At 53.9% G+C, this 23,357-nt stretch carries 23 protein-coding genes; 16 read left to right on the forward strand and 7 right to left on the reverse strand.

Translation table 11 applies throughout. The features are described 5' to 3' along the window. Nucleotides 1-20: 20 nt before the first annotated feature. The 6 genes from THS27_RS07535 to THS27_RS07560 all read left to right on the forward strand — a co-directional run bounded on the left by THS27_RS07535 (nucleotide 21) and on the right by THS27_RS07560 (nucleotide 7,028). Nucleotides 21-1,151, forward strand: a complete 1,131-nt coding sequence (locus tag THS27_RS07535; protein WP_085589436.1) for an ABC transporter ATP-binding protein — start codon at nucleotides 21-23, stop codon at nucleotides 1,149-1,151. Between the two features lie 138 nt (nucleotides 1,152-1,289). Then, nucleotides 1,290-2,780: a glucose-6-phosphate dehydrogenase gene (gene zwf, locus THS27_RS07540; protein WP_085589439.1), complete on the forward strand. Its 1,491-nt coding sequence runs from the start codon at nucleotides 1,290-1,292 to the stop codon at nucleotides 2,778-2,780. A gap of 80 nt (nucleotides 2,781-2,860) precedes the next feature. Next, nucleotides 2,861-3,580 (forward strand): 6-phosphogluconolactonase, encoded by a 720-nt coding sequence (gene pgl / locus THS27_RS07545; RefSeq protein WP_085589548.1) that lies wholly within the window; start codon nucleotides 2,861-2,863, stop codon nucleotides 3,578-3,580. A gap of 5 nt (nucleotides 3,581-3,585) precedes the next feature. After that, the gene (edd, locus tag THS27_RS07550; RefSeq protein WP_085589441.1) at nucleotides 3,586-5,412 is read left to right on the forward strand and encodes a phosphogluconate dehydratase; all 1,827 of its coding nucleotides are present in this window, start codon (nucleotides 3,586-3,588) and stop codon (nucleotides 5,410-5,412) included. Further along, nucleotides 5,412-6,350: a glucokinase gene (gene glk / locus THS27_RS07555; protein WP_085589443.1), complete on the forward strand. Its 939-nt coding sequence runs from the start codon at nucleotides 5,412-5,414 to the stop codon at nucleotides 6,348-6,350. The genes edd and glk overlap by 1 nt, the downstream gene beginning before the upstream one ends. Nucleotides 6,351-6,371: 21 nt before the next feature. Next, nucleotides 6,372-7,028 (forward strand): bifunctional 4-hydroxy-2-oxoglutarate aldolase/2-dehydro-3-deoxy-phosphogluconate aldolase, encoded by a 657-nt coding sequence (locus tag THS27_RS07560; protein ID WP_085589445.1) that lies wholly within the window; start codon nucleotides 6,372-6,374, stop codon nucleotides 7,026-7,028. 104 nt (nucleotides 7,029-7,132) lie between these two features. Here THS27_RS07560 and THS27_RS26600 read toward each other — a convergent pair whose 3' ends face one another. After that, on the reverse strand, nucleotides 7,133-7,390 hold the full coding sequence (locus tag THS27_RS26600; protein WP_139835509.1) for a hypothetical protein: 258 nt from the start codon (nucleotides 7,388-7,390) through the stop codon (nucleotides 7,133-7,135). A 353-nt stretch (nucleotides 7,391-7,743) separates the two neighbouring features. On the opposite strand from THS27_RS26600, the gene THS27_RS07570 reads away from it, so the two are divergent. Continuing rightward, a complete protein-coding gene (locus THS27_RS07570) occupies nucleotides 7,744-8,277 on the forward strand; it encodes an ATP-binding protein (protein WP_085589450.1) in 534 nt (177 codons plus the stop codon). Between the two features lie 135 nt (nucleotides 8,278-8,412). Here THS27_RS07570 and THS27_RS07575 read toward each other — a convergent pair whose 3' ends face one another. Next, the gene (locus THS27_RS07575; RefSeq protein WP_085589452.1) at nucleotides 8,413-8,685 is read right to left on the reverse strand and encodes a hypothetical protein; all 273 of its coding nucleotides are present in this window, start codon (nucleotides 8,683-8,685) and stop codon (nucleotides 8,413-8,415) included. A 144-nt stretch (nucleotides 8,686-8,829) separates the two neighbouring features. On the opposite strand from THS27_RS07575, the gene THS27_RS07580 reads away from it, so the two are divergent. The 8 genes from THS27_RS07580 (at nucleotide 8,830) to pstB (ending at nucleotide 16,886) form a co-directional block, all read left to right on the forward strand. Beyond that, complete coding sequence (locus THS27_RS07580; RefSeq protein WP_085589454.1) at nucleotides 8,830-9,699, forward strand: LysR family transcriptional regulator; 870 nt, start codon at nucleotides 8,830-8,832, stop codon at nucleotides 9,697-9,699. Between the two features lie 134 nt (nucleotides 9,700-9,833). Beyond that, nucleotides 9,834-10,658, forward strand: coding sequence for an SCP2 domain-containing protein (locus tag THS27_RS07585; RefSeq protein WP_085589456.1), 825 nt, complete (start codon nucleotides 9,834-9,836; stop codon nucleotides 10,656-10,658). Further along, nucleotides 10,658-11,635, forward strand: a complete 978-nt coding sequence (locus THS27_RS07590; RefSeq protein WP_085589550.1) for a peptidase U32 family protein — start codon at nucleotides 10,658-10,660, stop codon at nucleotides 11,633-11,635. The genes THS27_RS07585 and THS27_RS07590 overlap by 1 nt, the downstream gene beginning before the upstream one ends. Then, complete coding sequence (locus THS27_RS07595; protein WP_085589459.1) at nucleotides 11,632-12,600, forward strand: U32 family peptidase; 969 nt, start codon at nucleotides 11,632-11,634, stop codon at nucleotides 12,598-12,600. Before THS27_RS07590 ends, THS27_RS07595 begins: the two co-directional genes overlap by 4 nt. A 448-nt stretch (nucleotides 12,601-13,048) precedes the next feature. Then, nucleotides 13,049-14,098, forward strand: coding sequence for a phosphate ABC transporter substrate-binding protein PstS (gene pstS / locus THS27_RS07605; protein WP_085589462.1), 1,050 nt, complete (start codon nucleotides 13,049-13,051; stop codon nucleotides 14,096-14,098). A gap of 108 nt (nucleotides 14,099-14,206) precedes the next feature. Beyond that, nucleotides 14,207-15,145, forward strand: coding sequence for a phosphate ABC transporter permease subunit PstC (gene pstC, locus THS27_RS07610; protein WP_256376757.1), 939 nt, complete (start codon nucleotides 14,207-14,209; stop codon nucleotides 15,143-15,145). A 17-nt stretch (nucleotides 15,146-15,162) separates the two neighbouring features. Then, nucleotides 15,163-16,068: a phosphate ABC transporter permease PstA gene (pstA, locus tag THS27_RS07615; protein ID WP_168184845.1), complete on the forward strand. Its 906-nt coding sequence runs from the start codon at nucleotides 15,163-15,165 to the stop codon at nucleotides 16,066-16,068. Between the two features lie 8 nt (nucleotides 16,069-16,076). After that, nucleotides 16,077-16,886, forward strand: coding sequence for a phosphate ABC transporter ATP-binding protein PstB (gene pstB / locus THS27_RS07620; RefSeq protein ID WP_085589556.1), 810 nt, complete (start codon nucleotides 16,077-16,079; stop codon nucleotides 16,884-16,886). An 84-nt stretch (nucleotides 16,887-16,970) separates the two neighbouring features. Here pstB and THS27_RS07625 read toward each other — a convergent pair whose 3' ends face one another. Further along, nucleotides 16,971-18,446 (reverse strand): carnitine 3-dehydrogenase, encoded by a 1,476-nt coding sequence (locus THS27_RS07625; protein WP_246832883.1) that lies wholly within the window; start codon nucleotides 18,444-18,446, stop codon nucleotides 16,971-16,973. Further along, nucleotides 18,446-19,357: a 3-keto-5-aminohexanoate cleavage protein gene (locus THS27_RS07630; protein ID WP_085589464.1), complete on the reverse strand. Its 912-nt coding sequence runs from the start codon at nucleotides 19,355-19,357 to the stop codon at nucleotides 18,446-18,448. Before THS27_RS07630 ends, THS27_RS07625 begins: the two co-directional genes overlap by 1 nt. 66 nt (nucleotides 19,358-19,423) lie before the next feature. Between THS27_RS07630 and THS27_RS07635 the strand changes: the two genes are divergently transcribed. Next, the gene (locus tag THS27_RS07635) at nucleotides 19,424-20,398 is read left to right on the forward strand and encodes a GlxA family transcriptional regulator (RefSeq protein WP_139835510.1); all 975 of its coding nucleotides are present in this window, start codon (nucleotides 19,424-19,426) and stop codon (nucleotides 20,396-20,398) included. A 126-nt stretch (nucleotides 20,399-20,524) separates the two neighbouring features. On the opposite strand, the gene THS27_RS07640 is transcribed toward THS27_RS07635, so the two are convergent. From THS27_RS07640 to znuA, 3 genes are read right to left on the reverse strand one after another with little or no spacing between them, the layout of a single operon-like run. Next, complete coding sequence (locus tag THS27_RS07640) at nucleotides 20,525-21,700, reverse strand: nickel/cobalt transporter (protein WP_085589467.1); 1,176 nt, start codon at nucleotides 21,698-21,700, stop codon at nucleotides 20,525-20,527. Next, nucleotides 21,636-22,331: a DUF1007 family protein gene (locus THS27_RS07645; protein WP_246832884.1), complete on the reverse strand. Its 696-nt coding sequence runs from the start codon at nucleotides 22,329-22,331 to the stop codon at nucleotides 21,636-21,638. The genes THS27_RS07640 and THS27_RS07645 overlap by 65 nt, the downstream gene beginning before the upstream one ends. After that, a complete protein-coding gene (znuA, locus tag THS27_RS07650) occupies nucleotides 22,300-23,334 on the reverse strand; it encodes a zinc ABC transporter substrate-binding protein ZnuA (protein WP_085589470.1) in 1,035 nt (344 codons plus the stop codon). Before znuA ends, THS27_RS07645 begins: the two co-directional genes overlap by 32 nt. Between the last annotated feature and the right edge of the window lie 23 nt (nucleotides 23,335-23,357).

Below are 23,357 nucleotides of genomic sequence, written 5' to 3' on the forward strand. Positions count from 1 at the left end.
AAAAACTGGGAGGATACCCGATGGCAGATGTGGTTTTAAAACAGATACGTAAACGCTTTGGGCCAATCGAAACCATTCACGGGGTCGATCTGAATATTCGTGATGGCGAGTTTTGTGTTTTTGTCGGGCCGTCTGGCTGCGGCAAATCAACATTGCTGCGCCTTATTGCCGGGCTGGAAGATATTAGCGATGGTGAACTGCGTATCGGTGGCGATGTTGTTAACGATACCGTGCCCAAGGATCGCGGTGTTGCCATGGTATTTCAGTCCTATGCGCTGTATCCGCATATGTCGGTGTTTGAAAATATGGCCTTTGGGCTGGATTTGGCGAAACACAGCAAGGACGAACAAAATGCACGGGTGATGGCGGCGGCCAAAACCCTGCAACTGGAAGAATTGCTGGATCGTAAACCAAAGGAACTGTCGGGCGGGCAGCGCCAGCGCGTGGCAATTGGCCGGGCGATTGTGCGCAAACCGCGGGTGTTTTTGTTTGATGAGCCTTTATCGAACCTGGATGCCGCCTTGCGGGTGCAAATGCGGATCGAACTGGCAAAACTTCATGAAAAATTGAACACCACAATGATCTATGTGACGCATGATCAGGTTGAAGCCATGACCATGGCTGACAAAATTGTGGTTTTGCGCGCCGGCACGGTGGAGCAGGTGGGCACGCCGCTGGAATTATATCATTATCCGGCAAACCTGTTTGTTGCCGGTTTTATCGGTTCGCCAAAAATGAACTTTATTTCGGCTAAAATCACGCAGGTTTCGCAACAATCTGTTACGCTTAAACTGGAATCCGGTAAAGAAGTGTCGTTACCCGTTGATGGCAGTGGTCTTGCCACCGCAGATCGTGTAACAGTTGGCATTCGACCGGAACATTGCAGCATTGCCGATCAGGACACGGCGCTGTTTACCGGGACGGTCGAAGTGGTCGAACATTTGGGCGAAGCAGGTTTGGTCTATGTTCGCACCGGATCGGACGAATTGTTTGTTGCCAGGGTTGCCGGGGATACCGCAATCAAAACCGGGGAAACCGTTGGCATACAGGCAGCAGAACAGGATTGTTATGTGTTCGATACCGCGGATATGGCCAAAAGGCGGCTGGCAGTGGATAATGCACCATTGAAAGCCCAGATGGCACTGAACTAGCAGGGATTGACATGCCCTGCGCACGAAAACTTTCGTGCAACCGCATGCCAGCCGGAGCCGCAAAACGGTTCAGGGTCCCACCTTGGCAGCGGGGAGGACAACGAGTGAGAGCAGTTCGCTTGGAAGGCGCAAGTCAATATGAAGAAACAAAGGCTTAAACATCGCATAGCCGACATTGTGATTTTCGGTGGGACCGGAGATTTGGCGCTACGCAAATTATTTCCCGCTTTATATGAAATGGAGCGGACCGGGCGTTTTGATGATGAAACCCGTATTTTCGGCGCATCGCGCAGCGCGCATAGCGACGAGAATTTCCGGGTGAAATTGCTTGATGCCGGGAAAAAATATATCCCCGAAGGCGAATTTGACCAGGTGATCTGGGACAAGTTTGCCAGCCGTGTTGCCTATATTCAGGTTTCGGCAGGGGATGCTGAAGGGTTTACCACCCTTCATGAACGCCTGAGCGACGCGCCCGACCGCGACCGGGTTTATTATTTCTCAACCAGCCCCAGCCTGTTTGCCGATATGGCCTTTAACCTGCAAAAGGCAGGTCTGGTGACGCCCAATTCGCGTGTTGTTCTGGAAAAACCGCTGGGTCATGATCTGGAAAGCTGCCGCGAAATTAACGGCCAGATTGGCGAGGTGTTCGAAGAACACCAGATTTTCCGTATCGACCATTATCTGGGCAAGGAAACGGTGCAGAACCTTTTGATTTTGCGCTTTGCCAATGCGATGTTCGAACCGTTATGGAGCAGCGCCCATATTGACCATGTGCAGATTACAGTGGGCGAGGAAGTTGGCGTTGAAGGGCGCTGGTCCTATTACGACGATGCCGGTGCAATGCGTGACATGGTGCAAAACCATATGTTGCAGCTTTTGTGCCTGGTCGCGATGGAACCGCCCTATGTGCTGGACCAGGATGCCGTGCGCGATGAAAAGGTAAAGGTCCTGAAGGCCCTTAAACCGATCAACGATACCAATATCGACCAGAATACCGTACGTGGCCAGTACCGCGCCGGGGCCGTTGGCGGCAAGGAAGTGCCGGGTTACCTTGAAGAAGAAGGTGCCAATACCGACAGCACCACCGAAACATTTGTTGCCCTGCGCTGCGAAATTAATAACTGGCGCTGGGCCGGGGTGCCGTTTTACCTGCGAACCGGTAAACGCCTGCCCAAGCGGCATTCGGAAATTGTTATTCAGTTCCGCGATGTGCCGCACCAGATGTTTCCGCTGGCAAAATCCATGACCAATTATCAGGCCAACCGGCTGGTGCTGCGCTTGCAGCCCGATGATGGCATTCATCTGGTTTTGAACAATAAAAACCCGGGGCCGGGCCTGGTCCGGTTGCGGCCAACTGCCCTTAACCTTTCCTTTGCCGAGGCCTTTGGCGCACGCAGCCCTGATGCCTATGAGCGTTTGTTGCTAGATGCGATTGATGGCAACAACACCCTGTTTGTCCGCCGCGACGAACAGGACATTGCCTGGCAGTGGGTTGATGCCATTCAGGAAGCCTGGGAAAACAACCATATTGCGCCCAAAGGCTATACATCAGGGACGTGGGGGCCATCGGCTGCCATTGCCCTGATTGAACGCGACGGCCGCACCTGGAATGAAGAAGCGGTGTTTTGATTAAAGCATAGGGCAGGGCTGCTTTGCGGCCTTGCCCCTTGCGGTTTTCAGCACGTTTTCCCATTTCAATGGACGATAAAATGACAAACGAACGCACCTTTAAAAGTGGCGATGACATGCTTGCCAGCATGGTCGCGCAAACCGTTGAACGGCTGGAATTTGCCATTGCCGAACGGGGCCGGGCAACCATATCGGTGGCTGGTGGTCGTTTCCCCAAACCGTTCTTTCAGGCCCTGTCAAAGGCCAAACTGGACTGGTCCAAAGTGACCATCACCCTTGGCGATGACCGTTGGGTCGGGCTGGACGATGACCAGTCGAATGAAAAGCTGGTTAAGGATAATTTGCTGATCAATGAAGCGGCTGCCGCGACTTTTGTGTCGCTGAAAACCGCCGATGAAAACCCGGAAGATGCCATATCGACCGTTACGAACCGTTTGAAAAACGATTTGTCGTGGCCGATGGATATTGTTTATCTGGGGATGGGCGATGACGGGCACACGGCGTCGCTTTTTCCATCCTCGACACCCGATGATCTGAAGCGCGGGCTTTATCCCGAAAATGGTGAACTGGTTGCGGCCGCACGGCCCACCGTTTCGCCGGTTCCGCGCATCAGCATGACGTTACCGGCTTTGTTGAACGCCCGTTATATCGGCATTCACATCACCGGTTCTTCCAAATGGTCGACCTATGAAACCGCGAAAAACGGCAGCGTGATCGAAGACATGCCGGTGCGCGGGTTATTGCAGCAGAACGACGTTCCTGTCGATCTGTGGTGGAGCGCCGAGAACCCGAAAGGCTGAACCCCATGAAACGTGAAATTGAAATTGTTACCCAGCGGATCGTAGAACGCTCGAAACCGACGCGCGAAGCCTATCTGGCGCGCATCGATGCCGCTGCCAGCGACCGTCCGCACCGTTCCAAACTGTCCTGTGGCAATCTGGCCCATGCGTCTGCCGGGTGCCTTGGCACCGAAAAAGACCGCATCAACCACGAAGATGCCGCCAATCTGGGCATTGTGACGGCCTATAACGACATGCTCTCGGCTCATCAGCCGCTTGGCGTGTATCCTGACCGCATTAAAAAGGCCGCGTTTGAGGCCGGCGCAACCGCGCAGGTGGCGGGTGGTGTGCCTGCCATGTGCGATGGTGTGACCCAAGGTCGCCCCGGCATGGAGCTTAGCCTGTTTTCGCGTGACGTGATTGCCATGTCGACGGCAGTTTCCCTGTCACATGATACGTTTGATGCTGCCCTTTACCTTGGTGTGTGCGACAAAATCGTTCCCGGTCTGGTGATGGGGGCTTTGGCTTATGGGCATATTCCGGCGGTTTTTGTGCCTGCCGGTCCTATGCCGTCGGGCTTGCCCAATGATGAAAAGGCCCGTGTTCGTCAGCTTTACGCGCAGGGCAAGGTGGGCCGCAAGGAATTGCTGGAAGCTGAAATTGCATCTTACCACAGCCCGGGCACCTGCACGTTTTATGGCACGGCCAATTCCAATCAGATGCTGATGGAAATTATGGGGCTGCATTTGCCCGGCTCTGCCTTTGTTAATCCGGGTACTGAATTGCGTGATGCCCTGACCGAAGAAGCCGCCCGTCGTGCCTTGCAAATTACCCGCCTTGGCAATGATTACCGCCCGATTGGCAAAATTCTGGATGAAAAGGCCTTTGTAAACGGCATTATCGGCCTGTTGGCAACCGGGGGCTCCACCAACCATACCCTGCATTTGCCCGCCATGGCCCGTGCCGCCGGGATCGAACTGCGCTGGGAAGATTTTGACGATCTGTCGCGCATCATTCCGCTTTTGTGCCGGGTTTATCCCAACGGCCAGGCCGACGTGAACCATTTCCACGCCGCTGGCGGTATGGGTTTTGTCATTAGCAACCTTTTGGGCCACGGTCTTTTGCACCATGAAGTTGATACAATTGTATCGGGCGGTATGGCGGCCTTTGGCACTGAACCGCATTTGGATGATGGCAAACTGGCATGGCGCGATGCGCCCAAGGATAGCCACGATGAAGATATCCTGCGTCCGGCCGAAAAAGCATTTAGTGCCGATGGCGGTTTGCGGATGCTGAGTGGTAATATCGGCCGTGCGGTGATCAAGGTTTCGGCGGTTAAACCTGCCAACCGCGTGATCGAGGCCCCGGCAGCTGTCTTTACATCGCAAGATGAAATGATGCAGGCCTTTAAGGATGGCAAACTGCACCGCGATGTTGTGTGTGTGGTGCGCTTCCAGGGGCCGCGTGCCAATGGTATGCCCGAATTGCACAAACTGACCCCGCCTTTGGGCGTGTTGCAGGATCTGGGTTACAAGGTGGCATTGGTGACGGATGGCCGGATGTCCGGTGCGTCGGGCAAGGTGCCAGCTGCTATTCACGTCACACCCGAAGGTATGATGAACGGCATGATCGCCAAGGTGCAGGACGGTGACATTGTGCGTCTTGATGCCGAAACCGGCGATTTGAAATTGCTTGTTTCTGATGAAGAACTGGCCAGGCGCGATTTTGCCATGTTCACGAATAAGGCCGAACATCAAACCGGTTTCGGGCGTGAGCTGTTTGGTGTCTTTCGCGATAATGTCGGGCTGGCTGAAATGGGGGCCAGTGCTGTTCTTCCCGGAGGGGTTGAATAATGCAGCTGGTCGGGGATATTGGCGGCACAAACGCCCGTTTTGCCTGGCTTGATGACAAGGGAAATCCGCACGCGCCATTAACTTTGGCCGTGCGCGATTATCCTGATATTGGCAGCGCCATTCGTGATTTTGTTGCACGGACCAAGGGATCGGATCCGCGTGAATTTGCTGTTGCGGTGGCCTGCCCGGCCATGGCGGACCAGATCAAATTTACCAATAATCCGTGGGTGTTTTCCAAAGCGGCCCTAACGGCGGAATTTGGTCTGGAACGGCTGGTGGTGGTTAATGATTTTACCGGCCTTGCCATGTCAGTACCTTATCTGGGGGATGACGATTTGATCACCCTGTTTGACGGCCCCGGTCGTCCGGGTCAGCCGCTGGCGATTATCGGGGCGGGCACCGGGCTGGGTGTTTCGGGGCTTTTGCCCCATCATGGTCACTGGATACCGGTGCAGGGCGAAGGCGGGCATGTGTCCCTGCCTGCGGTGGATGATCTTGATTATGAAATTGTCAAATTTCTAAGTGCCGAACTGGGCCGTGTTTCCGCCGAACGGATTTTGTCGGGCATGGGCATTGAAAACCTGTATCGCGCCCTGGCTGCGATTGATGGTGTGGATGTGTCCCCCAAAACAGCAGCGGAAGTTGTTGAAGGGGCCATGGTTGCCAAAGACCCGCTTTGCCTGAAAGTGCTGGATCGCTTTTGCCTGTTTATGGGCGGCGTTGCGGGCGATCTGGTGTTAACGCTAGGCGCATTTGACGGCGTGTTTATTGGCGGCGGTATTGGCCCGCGCATTGCCGATTTTATGAAACAAAGTGGCCTTAAAGAACGCATGATCGCCAAAGGGCGTTTTCGTGATTTGATGAATGATGTGCCGGTACGCCTGATGACGGCGCAATATCCGGCCTTGCTGGGCTGTGCCAAAATTTTAACGGCATAATCCGCAAACAGGAGGAATAAAATGGCTTTGTCTTCACGCGAAATTTTGTCACAGGCCCCGGTTGTACCGGTGCTGGTTATCGAAGATGCCAATGATGCGGTGCCGTTGGCAAAGGCATTGGTTGCTGGTGGCCTTAAGGTTCTGGAAATCACCCTGCGCTCGGCCGCGGCGGAAGAAAGCATTCAGCGTATTATTGCTGAAGTCCCTGATGCCATTACGGGTGCTGGCACCGTGATTAATGCCAGGCAGATGGAACGCATGGCTGAAATCAATTGTGCCTTTGCCGTCTCGCCCGGGCATAGTGCCGGTTTGCTGGCCGCGGCCAAGGATACGGGCGTGCCGCTTTTGCCTGGTGCGGGTACACCGTCGGAAATCATGAACCTGCTGGATCATGGCTATGATGTATTGAAATTTTTCCCGGCTGAACAGCAGGGTGGTGTTTCGATGCTCAAGGCGTTGGGCGGGCCGCTGCCGCAGGTTAAGTTCTGCCCGACCGGTGGTGTATCACTGTCCAATCTGGCTGATTATATTGCGTTGCCCAATATTATTACCGTTGGTGGTTCGTGGGTTGCCCCCAAGGATGCCGTCAAGGCGGGGGATTGGGCCAAAATCACCAAATTGGCACAGGAAGCCACGGACAAGGTTGCGGCCTTGCGCTCTGGTGTGATGCAGGCCTGATCTGCGTTTTCGCATCACATCCTGCCCGGATGTTGCAGATATAAAAACGGCCCCGAACTGCTTTGTTTCGGGGCCGTTTTAGCATCGCTTGCGTGATGGTAACATTAACGACGATCCTGTGTCGTTTCGGAATCGATCATTTGCAGTTTCCACTGCTGGCCATCAAAAACGCGTTCCAGGCCAACATCGTGCAACTGAGTAGTGCTGAGTTGATTAACCAATTCACGATGGCTGCGCGCCATACGGGCGTGGATCATGCGGTTGGTCAAAAGCTGACGCAGCTTTTTAATCATTGTCCCATGCAGCACGGGCGTGGTGTTCATAACGATGCGGTCAAGATGGGTGACTGGCAGTGTGGACATTTCGCCCTCCATAAGTTCGTCTTTGCGATGGGCCGAACTTGCCATATGCAAAATAGCTCGAAAATTGGCAGTTTTTGCAAATTTGATGTTTATTTTTGCACAGGCATTTTCGGCGGTAATTTTGCGTAAATGATGCTTCTTTGCCTTGACCTGATGGGGATGGACAGGAGGGGACTTCGTTGCTATTTTTTGAAGATGGAACATAAATCGCCGCTGTTTAACCGTTTTATTATTACCGCCATTTCACGAATGGTGGGGTAGGGACGATATTTCCTGTTTTACGAACCCGCCGGTGAGGCGGGTTTTGCAATTCTGTCTCCCGGTGTCTGCTTCACCAGATACGGAGACTCGTGATGACGTCATCGGAAAATTCACATCATCTTCAACAGCGCCTTGCACCATCGGCATCAGGCGGGCCAGTTCTGCATATGCTGTGTGGTAAAATCGCGTCGGGCAAATCGACATTGGCCGCAAACTTGTCGCAAAGCCCATCGACGTTTCTGATCAGCGAGGATTTTTGGCTGGCCGGGTTATTTGGGGCGGAAATGACGTCCGTTGCCGATTATGTGCGTTATTCAGGGCGTTTGCGTCAGGTAATGGCACACCATGTAACCGGTTTGCTGGAACAGGGATTATCGGTTGTGCTGGATTTTCCTGCCAACACGCCGGAATTGCGCCACTGGATGCGCGAGATTTTTACCCGCGCCGGAACAGCGCATATTTTGCATTTTTTGGATGTTGCCGATGAAGATTGCAAGCACCGCCTGCGGTTGCGCAATCAGGCGCAAGAGCATGAGTTTTCAGCATCCGATGTGCAGTTTGACCAAATTACGGCTCACTTTGTGCCGCCACAGCCAGATGAAAATTTTCATGTTCTGCGTTACTGATCCTAGCAAAACCATGACAGGCGGCCAGGTTTGGTTATTTTAAGGCCGGATTGCCTTTGCCTTCCGGTGATGAATGACTGACACCGGAAGGTAACAAGCGGGGGCATTTCCGGATCGGTATGATCCGGGGATGGTTTAAGGCCGTGGCGTGCGGCTTAGGAAATGTCCGGTTTCGGGCAGGCGGCAATGAATCACATGGCGCGTTCCGTCATGGTCACGTTCCAGTCCGCCGTCGTGCAGTAAATGCTCGTTCAGGTCGGCCATTAAAACCCGCCCCTGATACCAGCGCAGCAAGGTCGTGGCCCGTTTTTGTGCCCGTGTGCCAAGGCCGCGCAGGTGTGTGAAAATTCGCAGCGGCGCAGGTTTGATACAGCCGGTCTCATGTGTCGAGATGTTGAAATGTGCCATAGAAAGCCTCTTGCGACATAAACCGTGGGTGGAATATCCAATCGAATCTGCGGCATACTGGCATATGCAAAATAAAACCGAAACTTGTAGGTTTTGCAGATTTTATGTGCAAAAAAGCACATACCAAGGGTAGGAGGACGTGTCGTGAACTGGGATGATTTGAGGTTTTTTCTGGTTTTGGCCCAGGAAGGAACCCTGTCGGGGGCGGCCCGGCGATTGCGTAAGGAACACACAACGGTTGCCCGCCGGGTCGAGGCACTGGAACAGGCTGTTGGCACCAAATTGTTTGATCGCCTGCCCGGTGGATGGCGATTGACCGAGGACGGACAGCAACTGGTCCCCCTGGCTGAAAGGGTGGAGGTTGACGCCCTGGCCTTTGAACGCATGGCCAATAGTAGCGAGATTGCACGGGGTGTTGTGCGCATTTCGGTGCCGCCGGTGGCCGGGCGTATTTTGTTTGCCCCGCGACTGGCGGCCTTGCTGGCAGAACATAAGGGGTTGGAGTTTGAATTGATTGGCTCGGCGCATTTGGTCAATCTGGCCCGGCGCGAGGCCGATGTTGCGATACGCATGGTGAACCCGACCGAACCGGGGCTGGTCGCCCAAAAGCTGGCCGAATTGGGGGTGGGGCTGTATGGCGCGCATGACTATGTTGCCACGGTCCCCGAAGAAAACTGGGAATTATGCGGATATGACGATACCTCCTATGACCTGGCGAAGACGGAATGGGCACGTCGTTCGTTAGGGCGTAATATTGTGTGCCGCCTGCGGGCCAATGATACGGCTTCTGTGCAGTCTTTTGTTGCGGCCGGGTTGGGGGTGGCCGTGTTGCCGCGCTATCTGGGCGATACCGATACGCGATTGACCCTGGTTCGCGAAGATGAAAAAGGCGAAAGCCGTGAACCCATCTGGATTGTGGTTCACCCCGATATGCGTCGTTCCCCCCGGGTGCGGATGGTGATGAATGCCCTTATTGAGGCTGCGCGCGAAATTGCCGAAGAATTTCAGCTTTAACGATTTTTCCGCAGGATATTGCTGGAATTAAAATAATAAAAAATCATATTTTTCAATGATTTGATGGAAGTCAACGCGCGGTTTATGTCCGGTTTTAGGATGAGGCGGATTTCACTGTAACCGGAGAAACTCCGTTGCCTGTTGCGCGTCCGGCTTTTACGCCGTTTTTGTTGTTAGGGCCAGTTGCGGCAAGTTTGCCGGGACGGTTGATTGACCGGGTTTTGGCCCACGCCATAACCACCATGCAGGCCCGGCATGGTGCAGTGTTTGATCGTTTGCGACCAGATAGTGGCACTGGCGCATCGCCTGATGAAGCGGCGGGCATTATTGTGTCGCCGGTTGATCTTGGCATCGATCTTTATATGCGGCTTGACCCGGTAAAACCGGTATTGCGTCGTGCTACTGACCGCGACCGGGCATCTGCACAGGCCACCATTTTGGGGCCGCTTCCGGTTTTGCTGCAATTGCTGGAAGGCACGTCGGATGGCGATGCCCTGTTTTTTTCCCGCACGTTGAAAATTGAAGGCCGGACCGATGTGGTGGTGGCCCTGCGTAACGCACTGGACGGCGAAAATATAAATGTTCGTGCCGCCATAACCGAAAGTTTCGGCGTGATGGGGCCGCTGGCCCGCCGCGCCCTTGCCCTTGCCGAACGTGGATATCACCGGCTGGATGGCGATATGCACCGTTTTGCCCATGCCTTTGCCGGGCCGGTGGATAAACAGCAGTCCGGTCTGGTGCGCCAGATAGATGATCTTTCGCAACGCCTTGCCAGCGCCGAAGGGCAAATTCGCCGTCGTCAGCCCGGCCGGGCAAAGGCACCTTCGGCAACGCTGGCAAAGGCGGACGCGATTATAAACGGGGGCACGGGCGGCGGTGGATATGCCAATTCAATGATCGATGATTTTGCCAGCCCCGCGATGGATGCCAGCAACCCGAAACAGGACGGGACAATATGATGGAACTTGTATGTCCGGCAGGAACGCCCGCCAGTTTGCGTGCCGCGGTGGAGGCCGGGGCCGACGTGGTTTATTGCGGCTTTCGCGATGAAACAAATGCCCGGAATTTTCCCGGGTTAAATTTTTCCCGCGCCGAGCTGGAAGCCGAAACTGCCTTTGCCCATTCCCGGGGCACACATGTGTATCTGGCTTGCAATACTTACCCCGAAGCCGGAAACGAGGCCCTGTGGCACCGGGCGATTGATGATGCTGTCATGATCGGGGTTGATGCAATTATTCTGGCCGATATCGGTTTGCTGCGCTATGCGCGTGATCGCCACCCAAAGGCGCGGTTGCATTTATCGGTGCAGGCATCGGCATCGAATGTTGAAGCGATCCGGTTTTATCATCGCGAATTCGGGGTGCGGCGTGTGGTCTTGCCACGTGTGTTATCGCTTGATGAAATCGCCAGCCTGAACTGCCAGATCGGCGTTGAAACCGAAGTTTTTGCCTTTGGGGGCATGTGCGTGATGGCAGAAGGGCGTTGTTCGCTGTCGTCTTATGCGACAGGGGAAAGCCCCAATATGAATGGTGTGTGTTCGCCAGCCCATCATGTGCATTACGAAGAACGCGACGATGCCACGGTGTCGCGCCTGGGCGATTTTACCATCAATGTTTACGGGGCTTCGGAAAAGGTGGGTTATCCAACCTTGTGCAAGGGGCGGTTTCGCGCCATGGGCAAGGCCGGTTACCTGTTTGAGGAACCCACCAGCCTTGATGTTACCAGCATGTTGCCCGAACTGGCGGCTGCGGGCGTCTCAGCCTTGAAAATTGAAGGGCGCCAACGGGGCAAGGCGTATATTACCCAGGTGGTTGGCAGTTTTCGCCGCGCGCTGGACCGTATTGCCGCCGGGCAGCGTATGGCAGATAGCAAATTGTCGAACATGACCGAAGGCCAAAGTGACACGACCGGTGCATATCGAAAGAACTGGCAATGAGTATTTCAACAAATCTGACAGCACCTGATATATCGGTTTCACCCTCAACAGCGCCGCGGTTGGTGATGGGGCCGGTTTTGTTTCACTGGAGCCCCGAAATCCTGCGCGATTTTTACGCCCGCATTGCCGACGAGGCCGACGTGGATGTGGTGCATGTCGGTGAGGTTGTTTGCGCAAAACGGATGCCGTTTTTTAATAATGACTGGCCCGATATTATTGAACGCCTGCAACGCGCAGGCAAGCAGGTGGTGGTGTCCACGCTGGCACTGGTGATGGGGGACCGTGAAGTCGCCCTGATCCGTGATCTGGCCGACATGCCCGATGTTCTGATTGAAGCCAATGATCTGTCGGCCATTGGCATTTTAGGGGGCAGGCCGCATATGGTGGGGCCATATGTGAATATCTATAACGAAGGTACGTTGCGTTATATGGTAGAGCGCGGGGCCGTGCGCGTGGCAATGCCCTGGGAATTGCCGCAAACCTCTATTGCCAGCCTGTGCAAGGCGCGTGGACCGGCCGAAATCGAAATGCAGGTTTTTGGCCGGGTGCCCCTGGCCATTTCAGCGCGCTGTTATTCTGCGCGTGCGCATGGCCTGCATAAAGACGGGTGCCGGTTTGTGTGCGGGGATGCATCCGATGGCATGAATGTCGATACGCTGGACGGCGCGCCCTTTTTGGCCGTGAATGGCTTGCAAACGCTGTCGGGAACGTATCTGGAACTGTCTGACGAAATGGCTGACCTACACGATATGGGGGTTAGCCTTTTTCGGTTGTCGCCGCATCGGTGTGACATGGTGGCGATTTCGGCCCTTTACCGGCAAGTATTGAACGGTGAAATCGCGCCGGCACAGGCCCGAGGGCATATTCTTGATGTTGCCGGCGACATTTCTGTCGCGAACGGTTTTTTACACGCCATTCCCGGTGCCGACCTGTACCGGATTCCGTCTGATTTGCAGCCTGAATAATCAACCGTCACCATCGTAATGTGACAACGATGGTGTTTGGGTTACGCAAAAACTGATCCTGAAAACCACAACCGCGCCCGTCAGTGTGATCTGTTTCACAGTGATGGGCGTTTCTTTTGGTTTTGGAAACTGGCTGAAATGCCAATAACCAAGTGGCTGTTTTTACGTGTTTTTCGCGAAAATGTTAGCCTTGGCTTTGTTTTCATTGTTGAATTAATTTTTAACCACAGGTTTTGATGTTTCACAGAAGGATCTGTGACAGTGTGAACGATTTCACAAAACTGTAGGAAAAAATCGAAAAATCCGGGTGTAGGTTCTGCCCATCGCAACGGCAAACATGATGCCGGGGCGACAATTCATTCCAGAAGTTCGGATGGGGGGGCATTAGGCTGACCATCAGATCTTCCTGATTTTTTGATTTTGCCGATACGGTGATTGGGAGAACCTCATGCTGACGACTTTTAAGAAAAGCATCCTGGGTGGTGCTGCTCTTTTGATGGCTGCCGGTGTATTTGCCTCGGCTCAGGCGACTGAAATTTCGGGCGCCGGTGCTACCTTCCCTTACCCGGTATATGCCAAATGGGCCGAAGCCTATGAAGCAAAAACCGGTGTGAAGATGAACTACCAGTCGATCGGATCGGGCGGCGGCATCAAGCAGATTAAAGCCAGCACCGTTGATTTTGGCGCATCAGACGCCCCGTTGACCAAAGAAGAACTCGACGAAGCCGGGCTGGTTCAGTGGCCGATGATCATGGGTGGCGTTGTTCCGGTTGTGAACATCAAAGGCATCAAGGGCGGCGATGTTAAACTTAGCGGCGCAGTTCTTGCCGACATCTATCTTGGCAAAATTACCAAATGGGACGACAAGGCAATTGCTGATCTGAACCCGGATCTGAAATTGCCGTCAGAAGCCATTTCTGTTGTTGAACGTTCGGACGGTTCAGGCACCACCTTTAACTTCACCAACTATCTTGCCGCTGTCAGCCCGGAATGGAAAGACAGCATCGGCGTTAACAAATCGGTTCAGTGGCCGGTCGGTGTTGGTGGCAAGGGCAACGAAGGTGTTGCTTCCTATACCAAGCAGATCGATGGCTCGATCGGGTATGTTGAATATGCCTATGCCCTGCAAAATGACCTTGCCTACACCCAGATGAAAAACAAGGACGGCGAGTTCGTTTCACCGACCGCCGCGTCGTTTGCTGCGGCTGCTGCAAATGCTGACTGGGCAAATGCACCGGGTTATTACCTGATCCTTGGCAACCAGCCGGGTGCCAAAAGCTGGCCGATTACTGCCGCTTCTTTCATCCTGGTTCACAAATCCCAGGACAATGCAAAAACCGCCAAAGACGTTCTCGACTTCTTTGACTGGTCTTTCAAAAACGGCAGCGATATCGCCGATAAACTTGATTACGTCTCGATGCCCGAAAGCGTTGTCGACATGGTTGAAAAGACCTGGACCGCCGACGTCAAAGGCAGCGATGGCAAAAAGATCTGGTAAGTTTGCTGCATAACTTACCTGACCAACCCGCCGCCGAACGATCTCGGCGGCGGGATTTGGTGTTTTAAGGTCGTTATAATTTTTCCCTAAACAAGCAGGTTTATTGCGGTGTCGGTAAAACAGTTCAGACCCGGATTTGATCGTGGTTTTCACAATCTGACATTCGGGCTGTCAATGTTCGTTCTGCTTTTGCTGGTTGCCATTCTGGCATTTCTGGTGATGGGCAGTCTTCCGGTTCTGAAAAGTCAGGGACTGTCATTTTTCATCAGTTCCGACTGGAACCCGGTCACGGATGTTTATGGTGCGCTTCCCGCCATTATACAGACCCTGATAACAGCGATCATTGCCCTTGTTATTGGCGTGCCCGTCAGTTTTGGCATTGCAGTTTTTTTAACCGAACTGGCCCCGGTCTGGGTTGCACGGCCAGTCGGTGTGGCGATTGAAATGCTCGCCGCTATCCCCAGTATCATTTATGGCATGTGGGGCCTGTTTGTTTTTGCGCCAACATTTGGCACCGTGATCCAGCGCTGGACGATGGCAAATCTGGCACCTATTCCGGTGATTGGCCCGGTCTTTGCCAGCCCGCCCATGGGCATTGGTATTTTGACTGCCGGGATCATTCTGGCGATTATGATTGTGCCGTTTATCACCGCGATGATGCGCGATGTGTTTACCACTGTACCCGCTGTGCTTAAGGAATCGGCCTATGGCCTGGGCTGCACGCGCTGGGAAGTGGTTCATCGTATTGTCCTGCCTTATTGCCGGGCGGGCACGGTCGGGGCTGTCATGCTCGGGCTTGGGCGTGCACTTGGCGAAACCATGGCTGTTACCTTTGTTATCGGTAACTCGCATCGCCTGTCGGCCTCTATCATGGGGCCGGGGGCAACGATTTCATCCTCGATTGCCAATGAATTTGTCGAAGCGGATTCCAAACTGCATTCATCTGCTTTGGTGACGCTGGGGCTTACCCTGTTTGTCATTACATTCATTGTGCTGGCGGTGGCACGGCTGTTTTTGTTGCGCCTGAAAAAGCAATCAGGCCACTAGGCCGGGAAGGACACGATATGTCAGTTCAAACACCGGTCAAACCCACGACCGAACGTCAGGTTTCTTCGCCCTATCAGCGCCGCATGTATCTGCGCCGCCGTATCATTTCGACATTCCACATGGCCATGTCCCATGTCGTAACCTTCCTTGGGGTTGCGGTGCTGGCATGGATTTTATGGTCGTTGTTCGGGCAGGGTTTTTCGGCATTGTCGATTAAACTGTTTACCGAAATGACCCCGCCGCCGGGATCGGATGGCGGATTGTTAAACGCCATTTTCGGGTCTTTGATGATGGTGGGAATTGCCACCGTTCTGGGTATTCCCATTGGTTTGCTGGTGGGTACTTACCTGGCGGAATATGGCCGCTATGCCAAAATTTCGGCGGTGGTTCGGTTTATCAACGATATTTTGCTATCGGCCCCGTCCATTTTGATCGGTTTGTTTGTATACGAACTGGTTGTGGTGCCAATGGGCCATTTTTCGGGGTATGCGGGGGCAATTGCGCTGGCGGTTATTGCCCTGCCGGTTGTGGTGCGCACATCGGAAGACATGTTGCTTCTGGTGCCCGACACCCTGCGCGAGGCAGCTGCCGCCCTTGGTATTCCGCGTTGGCGGGTGATTTTGCAGGTATCCTATCGCTCGGCCGGGCCGGGTCTTATGACCGGGGCTTTGCTTGCGGTGGCCCGGATCAGTGGGGAAACAGCGCCGCTTTTGTTTACCTCGCTGAATAACCAGTTCTGGAGCACCAACATGAATCAGCCAATGGCAAATCTGCCAGTGGTGATTTTCAACTTCGCCATGAGCCCCTATGACGACTGGCGCTCGCTCGCCTGGGCCGGGGCGTTGCTTATTACTCTTGCCGTGCTGGGGCTGACCATTGCTGCACGGACTTTGCTGGCTGCGAAAAGCAGGATGAAAGGTTAATCATGAGCATGTTTCAGGCTCTTCCCGATGATATTGTTGCCCATGCCCCGGTCGCGGAACCTACCCCGATCAAACTTAGTGTGCGTGATCTTGATTTTTACTATGGCAAAAACAAAACCCTGAATTCGATCTCGCTCGATTTTCATGATCGCAGTGTGACAGCGCTGATCGGGCCGTCGGGCTGTGGTAAATCCACGTTGTTGCGCACCCTTAACCGCATTTATTCGCTTTACCCCAATCAAACGGCAAGTGGCGAAATTTTGCTGGATGGTGAAAACATTCTGGCACCGGGCAAGGATTTGAATAATCTGCGGGCCCGTGTTGGCATGGTGTTTCAAAAGCCAACACCGTTTCCGATGTCGATTTACGAAAACATCGCATTCGCGGTGCGGATGTATGAAAAACTGTCCAAGTCGGAAATGGACGACCGCGTGGAATGGGGCCTGCGCAAAGTAGCCCTGTGGGATGAAGTTAAGGAAAAACTTCACGCCAGCGGCACTGGTCTTTCCGGTGGACAGCAGCAACGTTTGTGTATTGCGCGTTCTGTGGTGCTAAACCCCGAAGTTCTGTTGCTTGATGAACCGGCATCGGCCCTTGATCCGATTTCAACCATGAAAATCGAGGAACTGATTTCGGAATTGCGGGCTGATTACACCATTATTATTGTTACCCACAATATGCAGCAGGCGGCGCGTACGTCGGATTACACGGCGTTTATGTATCTGGGCGATCTGGTTGAAATCAGCCCGACCCGCGAATTATTTACCAACCCGCGTGAAGCCCGCACCCGCGATTATATTACCGGGCGTTTTGGCTAGGCCGTTTTCGTTCGTAACGGTTTTTAATCCGACACGGCCCGAAACACATGTTTCGGGCCGTGTTTATTTGTATCCATCACAGGGTCAGGCGTTTGTTTGTCCAACATGGCGTCCGGCACCGTCGGGTTTTCCCAGCTTTGCATGGGCATCGCCAAATTCTTTCAGGCGACGGGCCACGTCCGCGTCCGGGGTGCAGGCCCGTCGTGTTGTAAGGTCCACATGGATCAGCAGCGTTTCACAGGTGGCAACAATGTCGCCATCCTTGCCATATAGCGTGTGAAACAGGTGCATTTTTTTACCTTCGGCCATCATGACCTGGCTGGTCATGGTAATGGTATCGCCAGCACCGGCTTCGGCCAGATGGCGCAAATGGGTTTCGGCGGTAAAGAAACTTTTGCCCTTGGCGATATAGGCATCATCGGCACCAATTAGTGCCATAAACGTATCGCTGGCCTGGGCAAATGCCTCCAGATAATGGGCTTCGTTCATATGGCCGTTATAATCGGTCCAGCTTTGCGGCACCTGGCGGCAAACGGTTTGCGGTAATGTGTGTGGGCCGGATGTCGGTTTTTTATCGCTAAAGGCTTTTTCATGGTCATTAATGGTGCCGCCCGCACCGCTACCCGATTTTTTAAGGGCGCGCATCATTCCGACCAGATTATCATCGCGCAGGCGTTCCAGCTCGCGGATCGATAACGCGCCTGATTGCGCGTCGGACTGGGCGGCGATTTTGGCAATCAGTTCGGGCGTTAAATCCGGCACATCCATTAATTTGGTCCAGGGCCATTTCAGGGCCGGGCCAAACTGGGCAATGAAATGCGCCATGCCCGCTTCGCCGCCCGCAATGCGATAGGTTTCAAACAGGCCCATCTGTGCCCAGCGCAAACCGAAACCAAAGCGAATGGCATCGTCAATTTCTTCGGTGGTGGCAATGCCGTCATTCACCAGCCACAGGCCTTCCCGCCATACGGCTTCTAGCAATCGGTCGGCAATGTGGGCATCGATTTCCTTGCCGATGACCAGGGGTTTAAGACCAACATCGCGCAAGACGGCGCAACCACCTTCAACAAAGGCCTTGTCGGATTGCTCTGATGCTACAATTTCGATTAATGGCAGCAAATAAACCGGGTTAAACGGATGGGCGACGACGATCTGGCCCGGGCGGCTTGCCCCTTCTTGCAATTCAGATGGTTTAAACCCTGATGTGGACGAGCCAATAACAGCGTTCTCATCGGCATGTTGCTGAATTTCAGCCAGAATAGGATGTTTGATCCTTAGCTGTTCGGGGGCACTTTCCTGCACCCAGCGGGCATCTTTTACGGCGTGTGCAATCGAGGAACAAAAGATCAGCTTTCCTTCATCGGGTAGGGCGGTGTCATACAGGGCAGGCAGGCTGCGCCGGGCATTTGCCAATACGGCGGCAATTTTGCGTTCGGCTTCCGGGTCGGGGTCGTAAACGGCAACATCCCAGCCATTTAACAAAAACCGGGCAATCCAGCCGCCGCCGATAACGCCGCCACCGATAATTGCCGCTTTATGGGGGGGATTTTCCATCGCCATTATTTCGGCTCCCGTTTGGTCAGGCCAAGCTTTTTGCGCACGGCGACGGGACCAATCACATTGGCCCCCATGCGTTCAATAATACCGGCTGCGCGTTCCACCAGCTGGGCATTTGTTGCCAGCACGCCTTTTTTCAAAAACAGGTTATCTTCCAGCCCAACGCGCACATTGCCGCCAGCCAAAACCGATGCGGCCACAAACGGCATTTGATCCCGGCCTAGCGAAAATGCCGACCAGTTCCAGTCCTCGGGGACGTTATTGACCATCGCCATAAATGTATTCAAATCATTGGGGGCGCCCCACGGAACCCCCATGCACAGCTGCACCAGGGCCGGGCTGGTTAAAATGCCTTCGGCTACCAGTTGTTTGGCAAACCACAAATGCCCGGTATCAAAGGCTTCAATTTCGGGTTTTACACCAAGATCAGTCATCATTTGCCCCATGGTGCGTAACATGCCCGGGGTGTTGGTCATGACATAATCGGCTTCGGCAAAATTCATCGTGCCGCAGTCCAGCGTGCAAATTTCGGGCAGGCAGTCGGCAATATGGGCCATGCGCTCGGTCGCGCCGATCATATCCGTGCCCGCCGGGTTTAAGGGCAGGGGGGCTTCGGCTGATCCAAAAACAATGTCGCCCCCCATGCCGGCTGTCAGGTTCAAAATGACGTCAATATCGGCAGCACGGATGCGTTCGGTTACCTCGCGGTAATAGCCCGGGTCGCGCGACGGTGCGCCGGTTTTGGGATCGCGCACATGACAATGAACAATCGCGGCACCGGCACGTGCGGCGTCAATGGCGGAATCTGCTATTTCCTTTGGGGAGCGCGGCACATGTGGCGATTTATCTTGCGTTGCCCCCGACCCGGTAACGGCGGCAGTGATAAAAACGTCGCGGTTCATTGTTAATGGCATGATGCAATTCCTGTTTTTGTGGTTGCAACAGCCTAGCCTGAATTGAAACAGTGGTATTTGCTAATAATGCCAGTTATTTTGCTGATTATGCCAGATCAGATGTCGACTTTTCGCTTTATATTGTTTGACGGTTTTTCAAACATGGTTCTTGCCAGCGCCCTGGAACCGTTGCGGGCTGCGCGCGATATGACAGGAACGCCTGACATTCGCTGGCAAATTTGCACGCTTGATAACGCTGTGGTGCAAAGTTCCAGCGGTATCCGGATTATGCCCGATGATGATAATACAACGGCAAGTACCGTTGATTATTTGATGGTGGTTGCCGGTTATAATGTGCGCGACCATGTGTCATCGCGGGCGATGGCGCAATTACGCCAGTTATCCAGCCGTGCGGTGCGCGTTGCCGGGCTTGATACCGGGGCATGGTTGTTGGCGGCTGCAGGGTTGCTAGATGGGGGCAGTGCCACCATTCATTGGCAGGAAGCCAGCGATTTTGCCGAAACCTTCGATGATATTTCCCACAGCCGGCAACGTTTTGTTGAGGCCGGGAAATATATCACCTGTGGTGGTGCATCGACGGTACTGGATCTGATGTTGCATTTGCTGTCGCAAAAATTTGGCGCGGCAACGGCCTTTAACGTTGCAAACCTGTTTGTGTATGATGCCGAACGACAATATGGCAGCGGACGGGGTGCTAACATTCTGAAGCATCGCGCCGATACACCGGGTTTTTTAACGGCCATTGATGTGATGATGGACCATATCGAACAGCCGGTATCGCTTGATGAAATTGCCCGGCGGGCATCCATGTCACTACGATCGCTGGATCGGTTGTTTCATCGTGAACTGGCAATGTCGCCGGGAAAATATTATCAAATGATCCGGCTGGCCCGCGCGCGTGATTTGGCCGGGCATACCGGCCTGTCGGTGGCGCAAATTGCGCTTCAAACCGGTTTTGCCTCGACCGCCACGCTCAGCCGGGCTTTTCGCACCCAATATGGCACACCGATCAGCACGTTCCGACGTCCACGAAAGGGATAATAGGGGGAAAATGCCGATGCCGGATGTTGCCTCGTGCATCGCGGTGGTCGTGCGGGTCAGCCTTTGGTGCGTGTGCGAACGGGTGTAATTTGCTGGCCGTAGAATAAGGTGTGCCGTGCTGTGTTGCTATATCCAGCCCAGTTGATGACTGGCAGATAAAAACAGCACAACGCCAAAAAGCGTAATCAGGGCGGCGCCGCCAAAACCGACAATGCGGCGGACCCATTGTGAAACGGCTGGTGGCAGGGAAAACAGTTTCCGGCTGCTAAAACGAATGCCAATTGCGGCAAGGCCGATGGCGCTTACTGTAAGGGCCACTCCAAAAGCCATGGCAAAAGCCGCAGCAATGCCTAGTAAAAACAGGCCATTCGCCAGCGTAAATAACAACATCAGGATTGATCCGGTGCAGGGGCGCAAACCGACAATAATCGCGCTGATAATGCCGTTTGTGCGGCTTTGACGGGCCGATGTTTCGGGGGGATGGCCGGCATGTGATGCCTGTGTTGCCGGTGCGGCGTGTGCGTTGAGGTGGTGATCGTGATGACTGTGATTATGGTCGTTGTGGGCCGTGGGTGTGTGGTCATGTTCATGATCGTGGTGATGGTGGTGTTCATGTCCATGGTCACAGCAATCGTCCCGTCCCTGGGCAATGCGCAGGCACATATACCCCCCCATCACCACAATCAGCGCATAAGATGCCAGCTCCAGCAGCAAGCCGTTGCGGGTGATCGCCGCCGGGCCAAGGTTGAAAATTAATCCCAGTGTTCCGACCAGTACAATTGCACTAACAGCCTGGGTTGCTGCAATTAGCCCGCCCATGGCAATACCCTGTTTCCAGCCAGCATCGCGCGACAGGAAATAGGTACTGGTCACCATTTTACCATGGCCGGGGCCCGCAGCATGAAACACGCCATAGGCAAAGGACAGGGCAATAATGCCAAGGGCGGGCCACCAGCTGTTGCCCTGTTTGGCGTCGCGTAGTGTTTGTGTCATGTCGCGATTAAGCTGTGTCTGAATTTTCATGGCCCCGCCAACAATCCCGGCCAGCCAGTCTGGCATCGCCAAGACCGGTTCTGTTTGCGTGATGTCGGAAGGTGGGCTGCGCCGACCCAACAGTTCGGCGGTTTGGGCATGGGCGGCGTGCGGGCTGATCACGGCAAAAAAGGCAAGTATCAACAGGGCTGCTACAACGGCATTATGGTGCCGTGGTCTTTTGAAAAGATCGCGAAAAAAGCCCTTAATGGCAGGTAATATCGGCGCGTTGCGGCGATACCATGTCGTAATAGATGCGATGTTTGTCATCTTCGCCCATCTTGTAGCTGCATGTTATGCCATCATTGCCGGAAAACGAAATCGGGTTGTCTTTGGCAAAACCGACATCAATGTAATATTCCGAATCATAAACCGATAATCCGATCTGATCGGCAATCGGGTCTACCGGTTCGGCCAGATTAAGGGTGAAGCTGTATTTCACCCGGCCGTCATCCGTGATATCGGCGACAAAATCCTGAAATCCGGCAATTTTCATGACTTTTTCATTCCGGCGCAGATAGGTCAGAAAACCGATATCGGCCAGGGCGATAAAGGCGTTGTCGCGCACTTCATCGTTTTCGGCGTCGAAAAACCGGCGATCATTATTGTGATCAAACTGGTCCATCACGGTCAGGCTGAACATGTCATCAAAAACCCAGACCATGCGAATGGCCGATATTTTTTTGCCGGTAAAAATCATGGTTGCCTGTGTATCAAGCCAGACATGGGGGTGGGCCCGTGCCGCCGGGGCGGACGCGATTATGGCAACAAGGCCAAACATGGCGGCAATGGTGATGCGGTACGTGAAACGGAAAAAGCGCGCGCCCCGTAAAACGGAGCGCGACGCCTTTACCAGAAAGGTTAGGGGTTTAACCTTTGAGGCAACTCGCCAACGCGTCAATATTCTGCGACAAAATATCAATATAGGCACTTGGTCCGGCGTCAATATTGGCTCCTAGCGGGTCCAGTGTTCCGATGCGTGCGCCGGTATCGGCGACGATGGACTGGACAAGGGCAGGTTTGAATTGCGGCTCGGCAAAGACACAGGCAGCACCGCTTGATGTGATTTTGTCTTCAATGTCATGCAGACGTTTGGCACCTGGTTTGCGATCCGGTGAAATGGTGATGGAACCGACAGCCTGTAAACCAAAGCTATGTTCAAGATACTGATAGGCGTCGTGGAAAACGATAAAAGGTTTATCTTTTACGGGTTGAATCCGTTTTACCAGATCATCGGTTGTTGCATCGATTTTGCCAAGCAGGCTTTTCAGGTTCGCGCGATAAAAATCGGCGTGGGGCGGATCAATTTCTGCCAGCTCTTCAGTAATGTCTCGGGCAATGGCTTTACCGTTTTTGGGGCTCATCCAGATATGCGGGTCGCCTTCGTCATGATGATGCTCGTGGTCGTGGTCGTGGTCATGATCATGAGCTTCATGTTCATGGGCGTGTTGATCATGGTCATGGTCGTGATCGTGGGCCTCATCACCGTCATCATGATGGTCTTCATCTCCATGATGATGGGCTTCCCATGCTCCGCCTTCGCGCATGGCCAGGGTTGAAATGCCATCGGCCTCGGCCAATTCCATAATTTTTGCTTTGCCCGAAAGCGACGCCAGCGGTTTGTTTAAAAATGCCTCCAGATCGGGGGAAACATAAATCACCAGGTCTGCATTTTGCAGCGCACTGGCTTCGCTGGGGCGCAGGGAATAGGTGTGTGGAGATGCCGCCCCCTTAACCAGCAGTTCCGGTTCGCCAACACCTTGCATGATCGCCGCAGCAATCGAATGGATCGGCTTGATTGAAGCAACAACATGAGGGGCATCTGCAGCCTGTGAAGATGTAGGCAGCACAAACTGGGCGGCGGCAAGCAGGGCACCGGTAAACAGCAAACGTGATTTAAACATTGGATATCCGTTATGGCAGGGGG

Source organism: Thalassospira sp. MCCC 1A01428, from assembly GCF_002115825.1.
Lineage (GTDB): Bacteria > Pseudomonadota > Alphaproteobacteria > Rhodospirillales > Thalassospiraceae > Thalassospira.

Excerpts from the sequence above, each read along its gene's own strand:
- THS27_RS07535 (WP_085589436.1), top strand. The coding sequence starts at position 21 with ATGGCAGATGTGGTTTTAAAACAGATACGTAAACGCTTTGGGCCAATC.
- zwf (WP_085589439.1), top strand. The coding sequence starts at position 1,290 with ATGAAGAAACAAAGGCTTAAACATCGCATAGCCGACATTGTGATTTTC.
- pgl (WP_085589548.1), top strand. The coding sequence starts at position 2,861 with ATGACAAACGAACGCACCTTTAAAAGTGGCGATGACATGCTTGCCAGC.
- edd (WP_085589441.1), top strand. The coding sequence starts at position 3,586 with ATGAAACGTGAAATTGAAATTGTTACCCAGCGGATCGTAGAACGCTCG.
- glk (WP_085589443.1), top strand. The coding sequence starts at position 5,412 with ATGCAGCTGGTCGGGGATATTGGCGGCACAAACGCCCGTTTTGCCTGG.
- THS27_RS07560 (WP_085589445.1), top strand. The coding sequence starts at position 6,372 with ATGGCTTTGTCTTCACGCGAAATTTTGTCACAGGCCCCGGTTGTACCG.
- THS27_RS26600 (WP_139835509.1), bottom strand. The coding sequence starts at position 7,390 with ATGTCCACACTGCCAGTCACCCATCTTGACCGCATCGTTATGAACACC.
- THS27_RS07570 (WP_085589450.1), top strand. The coding sequence starts at position 7,744 with ATGACGTCATCGGAAAATTCACATCATCTTCAACAGCGCCTTGCACCA.
- THS27_RS07575 (WP_085589452.1), bottom strand. The coding sequence starts at position 8,685 with ATGGCACATTTCAACATCTCGACACATGAGACCGGCTGTATCAAACCT.
- THS27_RS07590 (WP_085589550.1), top strand. The coding sequence starts at position 10,658 with ATGGAACTTGTATGTCCGGCAGGAACGCCCGCCAGTTTGCGTGCCGCG.
- THS27_RS07595 (WP_085589459.1), top strand. The coding sequence starts at position 11,632 with ATGAGTATTTCAACAAATCTGACAGCACCTGATATATCGGTTTCACCC.
- pstS (WP_085589462.1), top strand. The coding sequence starts at position 13,049 with ATGCTGACGACTTTTAAGAAAAGCATCCTGGGTGGTGCTGCTCTTTTG.
- pstA (WP_168184845.1), top strand. The coding sequence starts at position 15,163 with ATGTCAGTTCAAACACCGGTCAAACCCACGACCGAACGTCAGGTTTCT.
- pstB (WP_085589556.1), top strand. The coding sequence starts at position 16,077 with ATGTTTCAGGCTCTTCCCGATGATATTGTTGCCCATGCCCCGGTCGCG.
- THS27_RS07625 (WP_246832883.1), bottom strand. The coding sequence starts at position 18,446 with ATGGCGATGGAAAATCCCCCCCATAAAGCGGCAATTATCGGTGGCGGC.
- THS27_RS07630 (WP_085589464.1), bottom strand. The coding sequence starts at position 19,357 with ATGCCATTAACAATGAACCGCGACGTTTTTATCACTGCCGCCGTTACC.
- THS27_RS07635 (WP_139835510.1), top strand. The coding sequence starts at position 19,424 with ATGCCAGTTATTTTGCTGATTATGCCAGATCAGATGTCGACTTTTCGC.
- THS27_RS07640 (WP_085589467.1), bottom strand. The coding sequence starts at position 21,700 with ATGACAAACATCGCATCTATTACGACATGGTATCGCCGCAACGCGCCG.
- znuA (WP_085589470.1), bottom strand. The coding sequence starts at position 23,334 with ATGTTTAAATCACGTTTGCTGTTTACCGGTGCCCTGCTTGCCGCCGCC.